14 protein-coding genes are annotated in these 18,501 nt (G+C 60.9%); all 14 read right to left on the reverse strand.

Annotated features, from left to right (window positions below; all coding sequences use genetic code 11):
- Positions 1–216 precede the first annotated feature (216 nt).
- Positions 217–1,659, reverse strand: coding sequence for a M20 family metallopeptidase (locus BLU28_RS12970; protein WP_077986424.1), 1,443 nt, complete (start codon positions 1,657–1,659; stop codon positions 217–219).
- Positions 1,660–1,786: 127 nt separating this feature from the next.
- Positions 1,787–3,331, reverse strand: coding sequence for an ABC transporter substrate-binding protein (locus BLU28_RS12975; protein ID WP_172873769.1), 1,545 nt, complete (start codon positions 3,329–3,331; stop codon positions 1,787–1,789).
- A 29-nt stretch (positions 3,332–3,360) separates the two neighbouring features.
- A complete protein-coding gene (locus tag BLU28_RS12980) occupies positions 3,361–4,203 on the reverse strand; it encodes a serine hydrolase (RefSeq protein WP_162699258.1) in 843 nt (280 codons plus the stop codon).
- 13 nt (positions 4,204–4,216) lie between these two features.
- Complete coding sequence (locus tag BLU28_RS12985) at positions 4,217–5,851, reverse strand: ABC transporter ATP-binding protein (RefSeq protein WP_022563602.1); 1,635 nt, start codon at positions 5,849–5,851, stop codon at positions 4,217–4,219.
- The gene (locus BLU28_RS12990) at positions 5,848–6,666 is read right to left on the reverse strand and encodes an ABC transporter permease (protein WP_004438408.1); all 819 of its coding nucleotides are present in this window, start codon (positions 6,664–6,666) and stop codon (positions 5,848–5,850) included. Before BLU28_RS12990 ends, BLU28_RS12985 begins: the two co-directional genes overlap by 4 nt.
- Positions 6,663–7,607 (reverse strand): ABC transporter permease, encoded by a 945-nt coding sequence (locus BLU28_RS12995; protein ID WP_077986426.1) that lies wholly within the window; start codon positions 7,605–7,607, stop codon positions 6,663–6,665. The genes BLU28_RS12990 and BLU28_RS12995 overlap by 4 nt, the downstream gene beginning before the upstream one ends.
- Before the next feature lie 178 nt (positions 7,608–7,785).
- On the reverse strand, positions 7,786–8,691 hold the full coding sequence (locus BLU28_RS13000; RefSeq protein ID WP_022563601.1) for a LysR family transcriptional regulator: 906 nt from the start codon (positions 8,689–8,691) through the stop codon (positions 7,786–7,788).
- 104 nt (positions 8,692–8,795) lie between these two features.
- Complete coding sequence (locus BLU28_RS13005) at positions 8,796–9,740, reverse strand: isoaspartyl peptidase/L-asparaginase family protein (protein WP_004438403.1); 945 nt, start codon at positions 9,738–9,740, stop codon at positions 8,796–8,798.
- A 44-nt stretch (positions 9,741–9,784) separates the two neighbouring features.
- Positions 9,785–11,323 (reverse strand): hydantoinase/oxoprolinase N-terminal domain-containing protein, encoded by a 1,539-nt coding sequence (locus tag BLU28_RS13010; protein WP_022563600.1) that lies wholly within the window; start codon positions 11,321–11,323, stop codon positions 9,785–9,787.
- Positions 11,320–12,396: a DUF917 domain-containing protein gene (locus BLU28_RS13015; protein WP_022563599.1), complete on the reverse strand. Its 1,077-nt coding sequence runs from the start codon at positions 12,394–12,396 to the stop codon at positions 11,320–11,322. Before BLU28_RS13015 ends, BLU28_RS13010 begins: the two co-directional genes overlap by 4 nt.
- A gap of 117 nt (positions 12,397–12,513) precedes the next feature.
- A complete protein-coding gene (locus tag BLU28_RS13020) occupies positions 12,514–14,109 on the reverse strand; it encodes an ABC transporter substrate-binding protein (RefSeq protein ID WP_022563598.1) in 1,596 nt (531 codons plus the stop codon).
- A 43-nt stretch (positions 14,110–14,152) separates the two neighbouring features.
- Entirely contained in the window at positions 14,153–15,286 is a 1,134-nt protein-coding gene (locus BLU28_RS13025; RefSeq protein WP_004438394.1) for a DUF917 domain-containing protein, read from the reverse strand.
- Positions 15,279–16,835, reverse strand: coding sequence for a hydantoinase/oxoprolinase N-terminal domain-containing protein (locus BLU28_RS13030; protein ID WP_048902984.1), 1,557 nt, complete (start codon positions 16,833–16,835; stop codon positions 15,279–15,281). The genes BLU28_RS13025 and BLU28_RS13030 overlap by 8 nt, the downstream gene beginning before the upstream one ends.
- A gap of 17 nt (positions 16,836–16,852) precedes the next feature.
- Positions 16,853–18,499: a nickel ABC transporter ATP-binding protein NikE gene (nikE, locus tag BLU28_RS13035; protein ID WP_077986428.1), complete on the reverse strand. Its 1,647-nt coding sequence runs from the start codon at positions 18,497–18,499 to the stop codon at positions 16,853–16,855.
- Between the last annotated feature and the right edge of the window lie 2 nt (positions 18,500–18,501).

Below are 18,501 nucleotides of genomic sequence, written 5' to 3' on the forward strand. Positions count from 1 at the left end.
GGTCCATAAGCCGTTGAAATTATGGTTTACGGCTCGAAATCGGGAGAACTCGGCCGGGATGGAAGATTTATTCCAAACCGGCATTCACCGGCTCTCCTTGGAGAAGGCCGGCGGCACATCAGCTTTTCTTCTGCTCGAAACAGTCAGGGGATCTTCCGTGCCGCCTGTGGAAATATGGCGGCACGGGGACGGCGGCAAAAGGAGGTGCGTAGCGCCTTACCGGTGGGAACCCGGCATGACATCGGCGGGAATCGGGCAGACATATTTGCTGCCTTCCGTCTTTTCCTGCCATTCCTTCTTGGCGCTGGCGAGCAGTTCCGGCGATGTCATCAGTGAAAGACCTGTCGCTGCAAGCGTTTTGGCGGCATGCACCATGGCCTTGTGGGCGGCAGGAGTTTTGCCTTGTGCCACCACCTGCCAGGTATGCGGATTGGTCCCGATCGCCCAGGCGGGTGTCCAGCATTGTGCCGTCGGTGTCACCCAGCTGACGTCACCGACATCGGTGGAGCCGGCCCGAAAATGCGAATGCCCCTCGAAATCCCGCAGCCCGAGATGCAGGGGCGTCGAGCCGTCGATCTTACGGTTGGAAAAGACATCACCCTTTATCTGGTAGAGCCGGATGCTGCTTTTGATCGCCTCGTCGGTGAAAGTGTCCTGGATGCGTTTGGCAAAAGCGATATCCGCTTCGTCGAAAGCGACGGGGCCAAGCGCCACCATGTTTTCATGCATCGCCGTTTCCAGCGCGATGTTGGGCAGGAGATTGGTGGAGGCGGTATCAAAGACGATCTCCACCTCGGTCTCGGTCATCAGTGCCGCACCGCGCGCCACCTTGTCCACCCGCGCGGCGAGATCAAGCGCCTGACGCATTTCCGGGGCGCGGATCAGATAAAGGACTTCCGCCTTGGCCTGCACCACATTTGCCGCCTTGCCGCCAGTGTCAGTGATTGCATAATGTACGCGGCAATCCTGCGGCATGTGTTCGCGCAGGAAATTGACGCCGACATTCATGAGTTCGACGGCATCGAGCGCCGAGCGGCCGAGATGGGCTGCATTGGAAGCGTGGGCCGCAACACCCTGGAAACGGTAAAAATATTCCAGCACGGCCAGATTATTGGTCGAGCGTACCCCGTTGAACGGTGCCGGGTGCCAGGTCAGCGCAGCATCGACATCGTCAAACAGGCCGGCACGCACCATGAAGGTCTTACCGGAACCGCCCTCCTCGCCGGGGCAGCCGTAATAACGGACGGTGCCGGGCATATTATTCGCCTTCAGATGCCGGGCGAGCGCAATAGCGGCCATCAATGAGCCGACGCCGAGCAGGTTATGGCCACAGCCGTGGCCGGTGGCGCCCTCCTCTCGCGGCTGCACCTTCGCCACATCAGCCACCTGGCTCATGCCAGCCAGCGCATCGAATTCACCGAGGAAGGCGATAACGGGCTTGCCCCTGCCAAATTCGCCGATGAAGGCGGTTTCCATGCCCGCCACACCGCGCCGAACCGCAAAGCCATTTTCCTCAAGCGCGGCGGCCAGAACGCCGGCAGATTGCCGTTCTTCAAATTTGAGTTCGGCAAAATCCCAGATGCTGTCGCTCAAAGTGGTGAAATCAGGCTTCATCGCCTCGATTTCGGCGGCAATCGACATCACAGCATCACGGTTCATGGCTTTTCCTCGCATTTCCGCCCTTTTCGGGCACGCGCAGGCGCTTCGGCAGAGGCACCGCCAAATTACCGCGCTTAATAATGGAAAGCCCGCGCCGGGGTCAGCCGCCGGCGCGGGCAAGGATGGGTCAGTTGTCGACCGAGACCTCCCAGAGGCGAGCGTTCGACTGCCAGACGGGCTGGCCCTTCAGCTTCTTCGTCGCGCCCCAGACATCGACCATGTCATAGAGGAAGATACCCGGCATTTCCTTCAGCATCAGCTCATGGAACTCATCGAAAATCTTCTGGCGTTTCGTCTGGTCGGCCTCAACATAGGCGGCCTTCATCAGCTCGATCGCCTTCGGATCATCCCACATCAGGGAAGCGTTCTTGTCCTTGTTGCCGACATAAAAGGCATACATCAGCGCCGGGTCGAGGCGCGGAGCGACCGACTGCGAGATCACCTGATAATTGCCGGAGCGGCGGCGATCCACCTGGGTGGCATAGTCCAGCACCTCGATCTGCACGTTGAGGCCCGCCTGCTGCATCATCGCCTGCGCCATGACTGCGGCCGGGAAGCTCGGCACGTTGCCACGCTTGTTGGCGATGATCGAGATTGGTTCGCCCTTGTAACCGGCCGCCTCAAGCTCCTTCTTGGCGGCATCGATGTCATAGGCCGGACGCTTCTTCTGGGTCTCACCATAATAGACAGAATCCTGCGAAACCATCGAACCGTTGGCCTCGCCCGTGCCGTTGGATGCGGCGGCAACCAGTTCATCAAGATCGAGTGCCATCGCCATGGCGCGACGCACGCCGGGATTGCTCAGCACCTTGTCACGGGTCTGGATGTAGAACAGGTTCTTGCCGTTGTTGCGGGAAACGATGAGTTGCATCTTTTCGTTGGTCTTGAACTCCGGAATGAGATCGGGGGAAATCTCGGCCGTATCAAGCACGCCGGATTCAAGACCCGCCTTCACGGTCGATGCATCGGGGATGACCATGAACTTGACGCCATCGGCCAGCGGCCGCTTGGAGCCGACCATGCCGTCAGGCTTACCGTCATTTGCCGGCGAAACGTAGTCGGCAAACTTGGCGAGACGGATATACTCGCCCTTCTTCCACTCGTCCCACTGAAACGGCCCGGTGCCGATCGGCTTGACGAAGCTGCCATCGGAGGCAACCGATTCCTGTGAGATCATGCCCGTATAACCGCATTCCGGGCGTGACATGAGGCCCAGGAAAACGCCGGATGGTTTTTCCAGGGTGATCTCGACAGTGGAAGCGTCCGTGGCCTTGACGCCAGTGACGTGTGCTGCGCCGCCCTCGACGAAATCGTTGAGGCAGGCCCATTTGGTTTCCGGCTTCAGGTAACGCGTCCAGTTCCAGACGACATCCTCCGCGGTGAGCGGCTTGCCGTTGTGGAATTTCACGTCCTTGCGCAGCTTGAACGTATAGGTCAGGCCATCAGGGGCGACCTCGACGCTTTCTGCGAGAAGCGGCTTCACCTCACCGGCATTGTTATAGCCGACGAGACCCTCGACGATATGCAGGATGACCCCATCCGTATTGCCATCGCGGTTCACCCCCGGGTTGTTGCTGCGCAGATCCGAGCTCTGCGCAATGGTGATGTCGCGTGCTGCGGTTATGTTGGCCGTTACGAGCAGGGCAACGCCTGCGAGAAGAAGTTTTTTCACTGTTCTACCCTTTTTGTTGTCGTTGATTGTTATTGATGAAAGCCATCCCAGCACGCCTGCGCCAGCCGGCCGATCGTTTCGAGCGCGATGGTGTATCCCGGCGTGCCGTCAGGCATGGTTTGCGGCACCTCATCGGTATAGGCGGTGATGATGAAGGACGGCGCGCCGTTTCTGTAGACGATGCCCGCATCCATGCGACCACGTTTGCCGCGACCGCTCTTGCTCGACACCACGGCCTCGAACGGCAGGCGGGAGCGAATTCCATAACGCAAAATCTGGTTCTTCAGCGTCTGCATCGCCCATTCGCACAATTGCGCACTGCATCCGAGCTTCGCCTGCGCTTGCCGTGAGGACTGGGCATCGAGAATGGTCTGCAACAGCAACACCTGGTCCGCCGCCGACGTTGTGGTGACGGTTTTAAGCGGATGGTCCGCCGCCAGTGCCAATGGCGGAATGAGAAAACGATGATGGGTGTTGGACATGCCGAGCGATTTGCAATAGCCGTCCACCTCTTCCAGCGTCAGCCTCTCCAGCACCATCTTGGTGCAGACATTATCGCTCAGCACCATCATGCCGGCGACGGCATCGCGTAGCGAAATCACGATACCCGGGGTCATGTAGCGGAACATGCCGCTCGCCACCTCTTCCGCCAGCCGCTTTTCGTAGATGACGGGCTGGTCGAGATCGATCCGCCCTTCGCTGGCGGCCTTGAGCACTGCCATCATGATCGACGTCTTGCGGGTGCTGCCCGATGGCGTCTCCTCGTTTTCTCCCCGGCCGATCTCTTCACCGGTCAGGAGATTGCGCACCATGAAGCGCGTCACGAAAGGCTGTGCATCACAGATCGCATTTAATTGGGCAGCCACTGTCATTGTCATCTTCCTGTTAAACTTCATCTTCCAGACGCCATTTCAGTGTCACGCCGCCCTTTTCATTCTGGTCGAGGGCGGGAATGGCCGAGAGCAGCCGGCGCGTATAGGCTTCCTTCGGACTGTCGAAAATCGTGTCGCGGTCACCCTCTTCGATGATGCGCCCGTCCTGCATGACGACGACACGGTCCGCCACCTGCTCCACCACACCGAGATCATGGCTGATGAACAGGCAGGAAAAGCCGTAACGTTTCTGCAAATCGGAAAAGAGATCGAGCACCTGCGCCCGCACCGTCACGTCGAGTGCCGAGACCGGTTCGTCGGCGATCAGGAACCGCGGACGGCGGGCAATGGCGCGGGCAATCGCCACGCGCTGGCGCTGGCCGCCGGAAAGCTCGTGCGGATAACGGGCGGCGTAGTCAGCGCCGAGCCCCACTTCCTCCAGTGTTTCCAGCGCCCGCTTGCGCTTGGCGGCCTGATCGAGGTCAGGCATGAGGCGCAATGCCTCCTCCACCAGCGCCTGAATGGTCATGCGCGGATCAAGCGAGGAATAGGGATCCTGAAACACCATCTGGCAATTCAGGCGATAATCCTTCCAGTCCTCGTTGCGCTCGCGGCCCTGAAAGCGGATATGCCCTTCGCTTTCCTTGACGAGCCCGGCAATGGTGCGGCCAAGCGTCGTTTTGCCGGAACCGGAACCACCGACGAGCGCCACGACCTCTCCCTCATGAATATCGATGCTGACGCCATGCAGCGCCCGCTTCGGTTTGGCTTTTTTCAGCAGCGATTTGCGACCGGCATAATCCACAACGATATCGCGGGCCGAAACCATCGGCGCCTTGGAGGTGTCTATACGGCGCGGCTCGCCGCGGAACGGCAGGGAGGAAAGCAGCTTCTTGGTATATGGGTGCTGCGGCGCGTCCAGCAGGTCCTCGGTACGGCCCTGCTCGACAATCGCGCCTTTTTCCATGACCACGATGCGTCTGGTATAACGCGCCACCATCGGCAGATCATGGCTGATGAGCAAAACGGCGGTGCCTTCCGCACGTGTCAGCTCCACCATCAGTTCCATGACATCGCGCTGGATGACAGCGTCAAGTGCCGTCGTCGGCTCGTCGGCAATCAGCAAAGCGGGTTTCAACAGCATGACCGAGGCCAGCATGATGCGCTGGCGCATACCGCCGGAAAACTCATGCGGATAGGCCGTCAACGCGCCTTCGGGGTCGCGGATGCCGACCCGGCTCAGCATGTCGAGAATTCTCGCGCGGCGCTCTTCTCCCGACAATTTCGTGTGAAGGATCAGCCCCTCTTCCAGCTGCCGGCCTATCGTCATTGATGGATTGAGGGAGGTCATCGGCTCCTGAAACACCACACCGATCTCCGCGCCGCGCAGATTTCGAAGCGCCTTCACCGGCAGGGACATCACATCCTGCCCCTTGTAGACGATCGATCCGCCGGTGACAGCGATGGCCGGTGGCAGAAGCGAGATGAGCGCGCGGGTGGCGAGCGTTTTACCCGAACCGCTTTCACCGACGATGCCGAAGATTTCGCCCGCGGCTATATCGAAGGAAACATCCTTGACCACCCGATGGCCGGTTCTGGCGACTTCGAGCGAAAGGCCCCGGACGGTGAGAAGTGTATTATCAGTCATTTGAGACCTCTCATGCGCGGGTCAAGCCTGTCGCGGAGGGCATCGCCCAAAAGATTGATGCCGAGCAGCGTCAGCGCGATGCAGAGACCGGGGAAAAGACCCAGCCACACGGCCTGCTGGATGAAGGGTCGGCCGGCGGCCAGCATATTGCCCCAGGTGGGGGCCGGCGGCGGCACACCAAGGCCAAGGAAGGAGAGCGCACTTTCCGACAGAATGGCCCAGCCAAACATGGAAGTGGCAAGAACCGTGATCGGCGCGATGCAATTGGGCAGGATGTGGCGGAACATGGTGTAGATTTCACCATTGCCCATCACCAGCGACGCCTCGATGAATTCACGCTCACGCAGAGAAAGCACGGCACCGCGCACCACGCGGGCCATGGATGGCGTATAAGCGATACCTAGAGCGAAGATGATGCCATACTGGTTTGCGCCGAACACCGCGAGCAGGCCCAGCGCCAGCAGAATGCCGGGAAAGGCGAGAAGCGCATTGTTGATGGCCATGATGACGCCATCCACCCAGCCCCGCGCATAACCGCTGACAAGGCCGATCAGCGTGCCGCAGATCGTCGCGAAGCTGACCGTCAGGAAGCCGATCCAGACGCTGGCACGTGCGCCGACCATCAGGCGGCTCAAAACATCGCGCCCGAATTCATCGGTGCCGAGAAGATGGCTGGCGCTTGGACTGGCCAGACGCGAGGCGAAACCGAGCTTCATTGGATCATAAGGTGTCCAGAACAGGCCGGTTGCGGCGGTAATGAGCAGGAGGGCGATGAGAAAGCCGCCGATAAGCCCGTTGAGTGTGAACTTTTTCATTCGGCAACCACGCGCGGATCGAACAGGGGATAGAGAAGGTCGACGAACAGGTTGACCAGAACATAGGAGAGCGAGACGAACAGCAGACAGCCCTGTATGACCGGATAGTCGCGGGCAAAAATACTGTCGACCATCAACCGTCCGAGGCCCGGAATGGTGAACACCGTTTCGATGACGGCGATGCCGCCGAGAAGATTGGCAAGGATGAGGCCGATCATTGTCCAGGTAGGACCGAAGGCATTCTTGAAGGCGTGCCGCCAGAGAACGGCGCTTTCCGAAAGGCCCTTGGCGCGGGCGTGGGTGATGTAATCCAGCCGCAGAACCTCCAGCGTCGAGGCGCGCGCCATGCGGATCAGAACACCCATTTCGTGGATTACCAGCGTCATGACGGGCAGGACGAGATAAAGCATGCCGCCGACGAGATTGTCGCTGATCGACACATATCCGAGCACCGGCAGCCAGCCGAGTTTCAGGCCGAAAAACAGAAGAAGCAGAAGGCCAAGCCAGAACGTGGGAATGGACAGAAGCAGCGTCGCCGTTCCGACCAGCGCGAGATCAGTCAGGCTGTTCTGTTTCCAGGCGGCGATCACGCCTGCCGGAACCGCAATCAGGCTGGCGAGAAGCACCGCAACCACGACGATCTCGGCGCTGACGAGAAAGCGCGAGACGACCAGCGGCAGCACCGGCTCGTCATTGACGATGGAGCGACCGAAATCGCCCTGCACCACATTGCCGGCCCAGATGACGAACTGTTGCGGCATGGACTTGTCGAGGCCGAGCTCGGTCCTCATGGCTTCGATCTGTTCCGGTTGCGCCATGTCGCCCAGCATCAGGGCGGCCGGATCGCCGGGAATGAAGCGGATGAGCGCAAACACCGTGATCGACACGAATGCGATCGTCGGCAGCGCCATCAAAAGACGGCTCAGTATGAATCTTATCATCGGTTCCCCACGATTGATGGCAGGTAATGACAGCCCGCCTCTATCGGTTTCATTGCTGGCGACTATGACGGATTGAGAAATATCACGCAATATTATGCATAAACGTCATACCTCTATGCATAATGACGGCGCGGTCATCCCGATGAGGACAAGGACATCTTCCGCCCAAAATCCCGCTTCAGACGATCTTTTGCGAGAGCTGGATTTTCCGTTTCAAGGCATCGCTCAGCGCCTGCGCAGCGATGGAGAGCGGTGCCCCGGAGGCGCGGGCAAGACCGAACTCCTGCGTCGCCTGCGGGACGAACGGCCGCGCGACAACGGGCAGGTGCCGATAGAGGTTGGCATAAAAACTGCTGATGATCGTTACCCCCAACCCGTGCGCCACATAGGCGCAGGCGGAACTGTTGGTGTGAGTCTCGATCTTCACCATCGGTTTGACGCCAGCCTTTTTGAACACCTGATCGAGCGCCATGCGATTTGGCCGCTGGCGGCCGATCAGGACGAGCGGAATGTTGCGCAGGTCCTTCACGGTAATTTCGTCAAGCGCTGCCAGCGGATGATCCTCCCGGACCACGCACACACTCTTGCCGGTCGCGACACGCTCGACGTCGATGCCCGGCCCGATCTCACCTTCCATCCGCAGGAAACCGAGATCAATCACCCGCTCGCCGACAAGCTTGTTGATGGCGGTCGTCGTCTCGAAAAAAGTCTCGATGCGAACGCCGGGAAAATCCCGGACATAGTCGATCAGCATGGCGGGCGCGAAATTTTCCCACATGCTGCTCGGCAGCCCGATGCGCACGATTTCCGGACCAGCCGCACCATTCCGCAAATCTTCCGCATGACCGGACATGCGGTCGACCGCAAGCAGCACGTTTTCCGCATCCCGCGCAAGCAGCACCGCCTCCGGTGTCGGAATGAGCCGCCCTTTGTCGCGGGCAAACAGCGTCAGAGACAGGTCGGCCTCAAGCTGCGCCAGCAGCCGGCTGATACCGGATTGGCTAAGCCCCATTGCCTTGGCCGTGGCGATGGTCGAGCCGGTGGAAAGAAGCGTGCGAAGAACTTCGAGCTGCTTGATGTTCATGAGGCCAGCACCATGGATGAAGAGACAAGCCGGTTTCGGTTCTGACGTTTTGCCGCCGATAACGCTTCATGTCACCGGTTTTTTATCCCGCACGCGGCAATTGCCTAAAGTTCCACCGAATACACGGTGTCATGGGTGGCCACGCAAGCATCACCCGTGGGGGTAACCCAGCCGCGGAACATGCCGGGGGTATTGTAGGGCGCTGCAATCCCGCCTTCGGCATCGATAGCCACAAGACCCGCGCCAATATCGTAGGGCGCCAGATCCTTATGGACGAGATTGCCAGCAGCCGTCTCCAGATCCTGCCCGAGATAGGCGACGCGGGATGCGATCTCGTGACCAACGACGTAGCGGATAAAAAATTCGCCCTTGCCGGTGCCGGAAACCGCGCAGGCCCCATCCCGTGCATAGGTGCCTGCCCCGATCACCGGGCTGTCACCCACCCGGCCATCGGGCTTGTTGGTGTAGCCACCTGTCGAGGTAGCCGCGGCAAGATGGCCCGCCGCATCGAGCGCCACCGCACCCACGGTTCCGTGTTTCTCGTTTTCCGTCGCTTCCGTGCCAGCGGCGGCGTGGCGCTTCATCGCCGCCAGTGCTTCACGGCGCTTTTGAGTCGTGAAATAGGATTGCGGCTCGGTCGCGAGCCCCTTTTCCTCTGCAAAGCGGTCGGCCGCCTCCCCCGTCAGATAGACGGCACGGTCATCCGCCATCAGTGCGCGGGCGGCTTTCACCGGATTGCGAATGGCGCGGGACGCGCTGATCGCGCCCGCTGCCAATGTGGCACCATCCATGATCGAGGCATCGAGTTCGTGGATGCCGTTCTCGTTCAGTGCGGCGCCATGCCCTGCGTTAAAATGCGGGCTGTCCTCCATGACAACGACCGCCGCCTCGACCGCCTCAAGCGCGGTTCCGCCAGCCTTCAATACGCCATAACCGGCACGCAGCGCCGCTGCCAGATCATCGCGCGCAGCGGTCCACTCCTCTGAAGTCATGCTGTCTTCCGGCATAACGCCGCAACCACCGTGAATGGCCAGTGCGATCTTCGTCATGTTCTCTCCCCTCGTCGCCCCGCCCACCGCAGGGCCTCTTACCATCAATGAAAGGCGATATCGCCGATGACCCGCACGCGAACCCGCCGCGCGCCGCCAGGCAGATAGGCAATCGGGATATCTTCCACCTCAAGCGTCTTTAGGCTCGCTCGCTCCGCTCCAGAAGCAATCGCCGCGTTCTGCGCCTCGGTCTCTGCTTTCGCAAGGGCCTCCTCGCGGCTCAGGCCGGAAAAGACCTGGTCAACCTCGCCGGAAACCTGCGCCATCGCCGCGCCCAGCGCATTGGCAACGCCGGCATTTTCCACACGCAGCACTTCCGACGCACCCGGAACCGTCTCGGGAATCAAAAACGCCCCGCCGCCGACGGCAACGAGCGGCACATCTTCCGCCGAGGTCTTCATCTGGTCGAAACTGTCGGCCACCATGTCACGGATGCGTTGGAGTGTGGCCTGCACGAAAGCCGGATCGAGGCCTTTGACACGGTCGCGGTCACCCATCTCGATCAGCCCCGCGGCAACGGCAATATCCGAGGTCGTGAGCGTATCGCCGCCGAAAACACGGGCCTGCGTCAGGATGCGATAACCGACCGAGCGTGGACCGATCTTGCCCGTCTCAGGATCAACGATCGTGCCGCCGCCGAGCGCAATCGGCAGAAGATCGGGCATGCGGAAGAGCGTGCGCACCCCGCCAATATGGACGATATTGTTCGCTTCCCGCGGAAAACCGCCGACAAGGCAGCCAATATCGGAAGTCGTGCCGCCGACATCCACCACCATGGCATCGGTTAGCCCGGTGAGGAAGGCAGCACCCCGCATTGAGTTCGTCGGGCCGGAAGCGAAGCTGTGCACCGGGTTGGCAGCGGCGACATCCGCGAGCGCCACCGTGCCGTCATTCTGGGTCAGATAGAATGGCGCCTTCACACCTGCTTCGCGCAACGCATCCGAAAATGCCTGAACGGTGGTCTTGCCAAGGGTTTGCAGTGCCGCGTTCAGCAGGGCGACGTTTTCCCGCTCCAGAAGCCCGATGCGGCCAAGCGTATGGGAAAGCGTGATGCGTGCATCGGGAATGACCGAACGGACGATTTCCGCCGCCCGCACTTCGCATTCCGTTGTCAGCGGCGAGAAGGTTGCCGAAATGGCGATGGAGGTGATGCCCGCATCGCGGATTTTCATCGCCGCCTCCCGAATTTCATCGGGAATCATCGGCACCAGCGGGCTGCCGTCATATTCATGGCCACCATGGACCATGAAGATCAACGGATCGACAGCGTCGTACAAATCTTTTGGCCAGTCGCACATGGGCGGCAGCGAAGAACCGGTCGGCAGAGCGATGCGGATGGCGGCAACCCGTTCCAGCCGGGCGCGCTCCACCACCGCGTTGGTGAAATGGGTGGTGCCGATCATCACCGCGTCGACCGGTCGATCCGTCGCGCCGACATGGCCAGACACATGGGCGAGCGCTGCTTTTACGCCCGACAGGACATCCTGCGTGGTCGGAACCTTGATGGAGGCGACAATGGTGTCTCCATCGATCAAAACGGCATCCGTATTGGTGCCGCCAACGTCAATACCGATGCGTTTCATGGGAATACCGATCTGAAGTCAATGTCATAACCGAAGGCGCGCGGGCCGACGGCAGCGATGCCGGCAGGCGTCGTCAAAAGCTCGGGTGCCGGCAGGGCGACAACCGTCACGCGCTGGCCGTAACGCACCGATTCCGTACCGATGGCGCCGCCGGAAACCGTATCGAGAAGGCAAAGCAGGTCCGGCGTCATGGCGACTGGCTGGCCATCGCGGAAGGCAACGGCCCACTCATTCTGAAATGCGAGCTCCATGCGCGAGCCACGGTCGGCATCGATGCCTTCAATGGTCGTGCTGCCGCGCAGGAAACCACCCGTGGTCTCGCGGGCCACATCCACCACCTTGCCGCGAAACAGCTGCTTGCCGCCCTCGTGGTCGAGAACCGCCTGAACGGGATCGTCATGGCGCGCACGGGCCTCCATCACCGCGCGCCCGAGTTCGGTCGCCTTGGTGACGGTATAATGAATGCCCCACTCCTTCACTTCCTTGCCGGTGCGCGGCGCCTTGCAGGTGGCGGCGGTGGAGCCCACTTCGGTGCAGACCTTACGCGAGATACGCTCCATCCATTTCCATGAGGCTGCCCGCGTTACGATCACCTCATTGTCGCGCACATCGACCAGCGACAGCGGAAACATCGGCAGGTTGCCGATGGCGAAGGATGTCATCTGCGCTTCGGGATAGGCGCGTCCCATGGCGTCGGCATTGACGACCGGCCGGTCGAGGATGGCGGCAGCGAGGAAAGACGAGAGCGCGTTGGAGCCGCCGATCTCCACACTCATGATCGCCCGGAACGGCTTGCCGAGATAATCCTCCATGACCTCGACAGCGCGGGCAAGATGCACGGGGTCTCCCAGCCGTTCCTGACCGACAAGCGGGGCACCCATCTTGGACACGACGGCGACCATGTCGTCATCGGCAAGCGCCATGGGATCCATGACCTTGACCCGTCGCCCCTCGGCATAGAGACGCCGCAGATTGAGCGTCGAGATATAGGGATTGCCGCCGCCACCCGTTCCCAGGATCCAGGCGCCGGTGGCCAGAGGTTCGATATCGTCTTCGGAAAATTCCTGGATCATGCGTCATCCTCGGGCATGCCGCAGCCTTTCCGGCCGCAGGCGATGCTCCTTCCCTTTGAAGTTCCAAGTCTGGCAGGCCCCGCCTTTGTGGCGGGGCCGGTTTTCATGAAGTGAAGATCACTCCGCTTTGCAGTCCCAATGGAAGTTTGAAAAGTTCAGATCCCAGCTCTGCATGGGAATGAACTCGTAACCCTGAAGGCACTTATTCGCCGCATAACGGCGGTTCGGCGCAACCGCCCAGACGTCAGGCTGAAGATCGACGATCTTTGTCTGCAGCTCCTTGTAGGTAGCGTTCTGCTCGTTCACATCAGTGGTGGCGCGAACCTTGTCGATCAGCCCGTCGATTTCTGCGTTCTGCAGCCATTCCATCGACATCCAGGTGCCGGATGCCTTGGAATGATACTGGTTGTAGAACATCGAATCCGGCGACGGATAGGTCGGCGAGATGTTCACCTGCGTCGATGCCGGCGTTGTTTCGGGCTTGGAAGAAAGCTCGACGATACGGTTCCACGGCTCAGGCTTGATATCGAGCGTGATGCCGATCTGCTCGAGGCTGGACTGCAACAGCAGCGCCACTTCCGCCTCGAAGGCGAGCGACGCGACATAGCTGTTGACGAGCGTGATCTTCTGGCCGGCATATTTCGACTTCGCCAGCTCTTCCTTGGCTTTTTCCAGATCGTAAACGCCCGGCTGGATATCGCCATTATGCGCGTCCTTGAACGCGTCAGAGAGCGGGCCTTTCATATCGAAGCCCGGATAGATCACTTCCTGGATCGTCTTGTAGTCGGTCGCATAGGCGATGGCGCGACGAACGTGGACGTCGTCGGTCGGATAGACCTTGGTGTTGAGCTTGATGACGAAACCGCCGGCGGTGCGGGTCTGGATCAGCTTGTAACCCTTCATCCGGCCGATGGATTCATAGGTGTCGTTGCCGAGCCCGTGCGAGGAAAGTCCAAGCTCGCCCTTTTCCGCCAACGCCTTGACGGTGGCGTCGTCGCTGGTCTGCACGAAGCGTACCTCATCGATCGGCTTGCCCTTGGTCCAGCCGAGGAAATAATCGGCGTTACGGGCGATGACCATGTCGGCCGAGCGGTTGTAGCTGACCAACTTGTAGGGGCCGGAACCGGCGGAATGTTCGCCGACATAAGCCTCACCCCATTTGTCTTCGGGCTTGGCATTGGCTTCGATCAGCGTCTTGTTCATTGCCATCATCAGCGGCGTCGCCGCCATGAAGGGCGAGAACTGGCGTTCGATCTTCATGACCAGCGTGGCATCGTCAGGCGCGGTAACGTTTTCGGGCTTCAGCACGCCGACGATGAGGTTCGACGGGCCCTTGTTGATGCCGAGCAGGCGCTGGATCGACCAGGCAAGATCGGCCGCCTTCACTGCCGTACCGTCCTGGAACTTCGCATCGTCGCGCAGGTGGAAGGTGTAGGTCAGGCCGTCCGCGGAAATCTCCCAGGATTTCGCCAGATGCGGCACGATTTCGCCCTTGGCGTTCACCGTGGTAAGTCCGTCATACATGTTCACGATGGCCATGTAGCCGGTGTAGTCAGTCACTTTCGCCGGGTCGAGCGAGCTGAATATCTGCATGGTGTTGACCGCGACCGACACCTTGTCTTCCGCAAGGGCCGCAGAAGAAAGGACCGGCAACGCGAGCGCCGTGCCGAGCGCCAGTGCGGCGAGACGGGAAGAAACTACAGGCATTTTCATTATCGTTCTCCTCTTTATTGCGGGTCATCGGGCCCGCTTATGGTTAGGCAGCCTTGCTGACCGGAACGGGCAGCGGTGAGAAAGGAATGTCCGGATAGCCGAAGGCCGCCGGCCCGACGACCTCAAGCGCGCGGGCGCTGCGCAGCAGGTCGTGACAGGGAATGGCGATGACGGCCACGCGCTGGCCGTAGCGCAGCACTTCGGTGGTGATCGGATAACCGGTGTCGACATCGAGCAGGACGATCAGATCGGGAACCGTCACTTCCACCTTGCCGTCACGGGAAAACAGCAGGAATTCGTTCTGGATGGCGACGCCCGCCGTCTGGCCGGCGCAATCGTCGAAGCCGGAGAGCGTAAGATCGCCGACGGCGAAACCGCCGCGAAGATGGCGCTTCAGATCGGTGATCTTGCCGTTGAAGATGCGCCGCCCGCCTTCGAGCGCGCAGACTGCAGCAATAGGGTCTTCCTGCTGCTTGCGGGCACGGATCACCGCCTCACCGATGGCAATGGCCTTGGTGTAGGTTTTCGGAATGCCATACTGGTGCACGTAGTGCGCCTGCATCGGCGCGGTCGCCAGCATCGCGCCGCCGCCCTGCGAGACGACGCAGGCGCGCGCCATGCGCTCGTGCCAGACCTCGGAAACGGCATGGCTGAAGATGACGGCATTACCGTGCAGATCGCACATCACCGAGGGCGTGGAACTATGGCCATAGATGGAGAAGGTGGTCATCTGCATTTCCGGGAATGCCCGGCCCATGCCGTCGCAATCGAGGATCGGCAGGCCGCCCAGCGCCGCCGTCACCAGCGGGTTCATGGAATTGGAACCGCCGATTTCCTCGCAGACGATGGCGTCAACTGGCGTGCGGATCAGCTCTTCCATCGCCCGCAGGCAACGCAGGCCTTCACGGCCTTCGCGAATGCGCTCGACGCCGACGACGGGCGCGCCGATACCGCCGATGGACATGCAGAGCGCGTCCGGCTCGATGGCGTCGGTTGCGAGAATCTTCATCTCGTAGCCGGCCTTCATGGCCTCCAGCGCCAGAAGCTTCCCGAGATACGGATTGCCGCCGCCGCCCGTGCCGAGAATGCCTGCGCCGATTTCCAGTGCGTCGAGATCTTCACGCGTCAGCGTCCGCAATGCCGCCTCGTCATATTTCAGCTTGCGTGTCTCAGCCATGATTGGCTCCCATTTCTCCAACAACTTTCACATGAATGCGGGTGGCGTTGCCGGGCAGGTAAGCCAGCGGCATATCCTCGCGCTCGATTACTTCGAGCGTCGCGGCAATCGCGCCGGCGGCAACCGCCTTTTCGCGGGCCTCCGCTTCTGCCTCCGCCAGTGCGCTCTCGCGCGTGCGTCCATCGACGAGTGAGAAGACCCGGTCGGTCTCACCGCTGATCTGCGCAATGGCCGCGCCAACGGCATTGGCCACCGCGAAATTCTCAGGCCGGATAACCTCAAGATCACCGATGCGATCCGGCATCAGGATGGAACCGCCGCCAACGGCGATAACCGGCACCGGTGACGACGAAATGCGGCTGCGCTCCACGCAGGCTTCAAGCATGTCGTTGATCTTGTTGACGGCCGCATCCACGAGCTTTTTGTCGAGGCTGGAAACCAGCTTTCTCTCGCCAACATCCGCCTTGCCGGAGGCAACCGCGATATCGGTCGCCGTCAGGGTCGAGCCACCGAAGCAGAGCGCCTCGCGGCGGACGCGGTAACCAACGGATTTCGGCCCGACAGTCAGGCCATGGTCGCCATTGACCACAAGCGAACCGCCGCCGAGACCGATGGAGAAAACGTCAGGCATGCGGAAATTGGTGCGCACGCCGCCAATATCCACCGTGGTCGAGGCCTGACGCGGGAAACCGTGTGAAAGCGAGCCGACGTCCGACGTGGTGCCGCCGACATCCACGACCACGGCATCCTTGAGACCGGTGAGGAAGGCCGCACCACGCATGGAGTTCGTCGGACCGGAGGCGAAGGTGAGCACGGGGAAACCGCGCACTACATCAGCCGCCATCAGCGTACCGTCGTTCTGTGTGATATAGAACGGGCAGGTGATGCCCGCAGCCTTCAGCGCGTCGCCGAAAGCCGCAACCGTGCGGTCGGCAAGCGACAGCAGGCTGGCATTCATGATTGCCGCACTTTCGCGTGCAAGCAGGCCATGGCGGCCGATATCCTTGGACATCACCACCGGCAGACCGGGGCAGCGTTCCTGCAGGATTTCTTTCGCCCGAAGTTCCATAGCATCATTGATGCCGCTGAAAACGCAGGTGACGGCAGCGGCCTTCAGGCCCTTGGCGCGAATATCGGCGGCGATGCGAACGATCTCGTCCTCATCGAGCGGCGAAATTTCGCGACCGTCGAATTCATAACCGCCGCGCACCTGATAACCGTGGTTGCCAACGATTTCCTTGAGATCATCCGGCCAGTCGACCATGGGCGGCAGGCCGGCGCCGGAAGGCAGGCCGAGCCGGATGGCTGCAATCTCGTCCATATGCCGGCGCTCGATCACCGCATTGGTGAAATGTGTGGTGCCGATCATCACGGCACCGATGCGCGCCCTGTCTATGCCCGATGCCTCGATGACCTTTTCCAGGGCTTCGATGACGCCTGACGTCACATCCTCTGTCGTGGAGGCCTTCACCCCCGCCAGAACGGTCTTATCCTGCAACACAACGGCATCGGTATTCGTGCCGCCGACGTCAATTCCAACGCGATACACGTCAGGCTCCTCTTTCATCAATCGGTCGATTTAACGAGGAAGCGCATGCGCTCCTCCTCGGTCACCGTGGGTTTGAGACGTTCTTCCTCGTCGGTGACGACGGGGATAGCCGCGATCAGGGCGCGGGTGTAGGGATGGGCCGGTTCGGCGAAGACCGCCGACGTCACGCCCTCTTCGACAATCTCGCCCCGCAGCATGATGGCGATGCGCGAACAGAAATTCCGCATCAGCGACAGGTCGTGCGAGATCATCAGATAGGTCAGGCCAAGCTCCTCACGCAGCTGCAGCAGAAGGTCGATAACCGTCTTCTGCACGGACACATCGAGTGCGGCCGTTGGCTCATCGAGGATGAGAATTTTCGGCTCAGCCGCCAACGCCCGGGCAATCGCCACACGCTGCTTCTGGCCGCCGGACAGCTCATGCGGATATTTGCCAAGATAGGATTGCGGCAGCCGCACCAGCCCCATCAGTTCCTGCATGCGGTTCTCACGCGCCTGCCCATCCATGCCGATGGATTTCAGCGGCAAGGCAAGCGTCTGTTTCACCGTGCGCTTCGGATTAAGCGAGGTGCCCGGGTTTTGATAGACGATCTGCGTCAATCGCTTGCCGCGCGCAGGCGCGGGAGCGTCAATGACAAGATTGCCGGAGGTCGGGCGCGAAAGGCCCATGATCATACGGGCGACGGAAGTTTTGCCGGAGCCGGATTCACCCGCCAGGCCGAATACCTCGCCTTCCTTGAGCGTCAGATTCACATCCCGCACGGCGTGATAACCGTTGCGCCGACCATAAATCTTGTTCAGCCCTTCGATGGTGACGATGGGCGAACGCGTGCTCTGCGCCAGATCGGTCACGCGCGGGCCATAAAGCGGAGGCACGGCATCCAGAAGCGAGCGCGTGTAATCCTCGGCGGGGCTATGGAGGATTTGCGCGCAGGGTCCGGTCTCGACGATATCGCCGTGATGCATAACCACGACCCGATCCGCCACCTTGCGCACGACGCCGAGATTGTGGGTGATCATCAAGAGCGCCATGTTTTCTTCGGCGACCAGCTGGTTGATGAGATTGAGGATTTCATCCTGCGTCGTCACATCAAGTGCCGTGCCCGGCTCGTCCGCGATCAGGAGCTTCGGCTGATGCAGCAGGGCAAGCCCGATCAACACGCGCTGGCGCATACCGCCCGAAAGTTCGGACGGATAGGCGTTCATCACCCGCTCGGTGTCGGCAAGCTGCACCCGGCGCAAAACGGCTCCGATGCGGTTGCGACGCTCGGACTTGGACGAGTTGATTCCATCGCGCTTATCGGCAAAACGCATGACATCATCGAGATGCGTGCCGATCTTGAAGACCGGGTTGAAGGAGGAGAGCGGGTCCTGCATGATCAGCGAAAACGCGGTCCCCTTCAGGGCCTCACGCTCCCTGCGTGGCATGGACAGCACATCCCGGCCATCGATGATGATGGCACCTGATGTGATCGCGGCGTTTTTCGGCAGGGTACCGATGATTGCCTTCGCCGTGACGGATTTGCCCGACCCGGTTTCGCCGATCAACGCCACGCGTTCGCCGGCGGCAACCGTGAAGGCGACATCGCGCAGCACCTGCCGGGTGCGGCCGTAATTGGTGAAGGTGACGTTGAGGTTTTCGACCTTGAGAAGCGGTTCAGTCATGG

The organism is Agrobacterium pusense (assembly GCF_900102105.1).
GTDB lineage: Bacteria > Pseudomonadota > Alphaproteobacteria > Rhizobiales > Rhizobiaceae > Agrobacterium > Agrobacterium pusense.

Excerpts from the sequence above, each read along its gene's own strand:
- BLU28_RS12970 (WP_077986424.1), bottom strand. The coding sequence starts at position 1,659 with ATGAACCGTGATGCTGTGATGTCGATTGCCGCCGAAATCGAGGCGATG.
- BLU28_RS12980 (WP_162699258.1), bottom strand. The coding sequence starts at position 4,203 with ATGACAGTGGCTGCCCAATTAAATGCGATCTGTGATGCACAGCCTTTC.
- BLU28_RS12985 (WP_022563602.1), bottom strand. The coding sequence starts at position 5,851 with ATGACTGATAATACACTTCTCACCGTCCGGGGCCTTTCGCTCGAAGTC.
- BLU28_RS12990 (WP_004438408.1), bottom strand. The coding sequence starts at position 6,666 with ATGAAAAAGTTCACACTCAACGGGCTTATCGGCGGCTTTCTCATCGCC.
- BLU28_RS12995 (WP_077986426.1), bottom strand. The coding sequence starts at position 7,607 with ATGATAAGATTCATACTGAGCCGTCTTTTGATGGCGCTGCCGACGATC.
- BLU28_RS13000 (WP_022563601.1), bottom strand. The coding sequence starts at position 8,691 with ATGAACATCAAGCAGCTCGAAGTTCTTCGCACGCTTCTTTCCACCGGC.
- BLU28_RS13005 (WP_004438403.1), bottom strand. The coding sequence starts at position 9,740 with ATGACGAAGATCGCACTGGCCATTCACGGTGGTTGCGGCGTTATGCCG.
- BLU28_RS13010 (WP_022563600.1), bottom strand. The coding sequence starts at position 11,323 with ATGAAACGCATCGGTATTGACGTTGGCGGCACCAATACGGATGCCGTT.
- BLU28_RS13015 (WP_022563599.1), bottom strand. The coding sequence starts at position 12,396 with ATGATCCAGGAATTTTCCGAAGACGATATCGAACCTCTGGCCACCGGC.
- BLU28_RS13020 (WP_022563598.1), bottom strand. The coding sequence starts at position 14,109 with ATGAAAATGCCTGTAGTTTCTTCCCGTCTCGCCGCACTGGCGCTCGGC.
- BLU28_RS13025 (WP_004438394.1), bottom strand. The coding sequence starts at position 15,286 with ATGGCTGAGACACGCAAGCTGAAATATGACGAGGCGGCATTGCGGACG.
- nikE (WP_077986428.1), bottom strand. The coding sequence starts at position 18,499 with ATGACTGAACCGCTTCTCAAGGTCGAAAACCTCAACGTCACCTTCACC.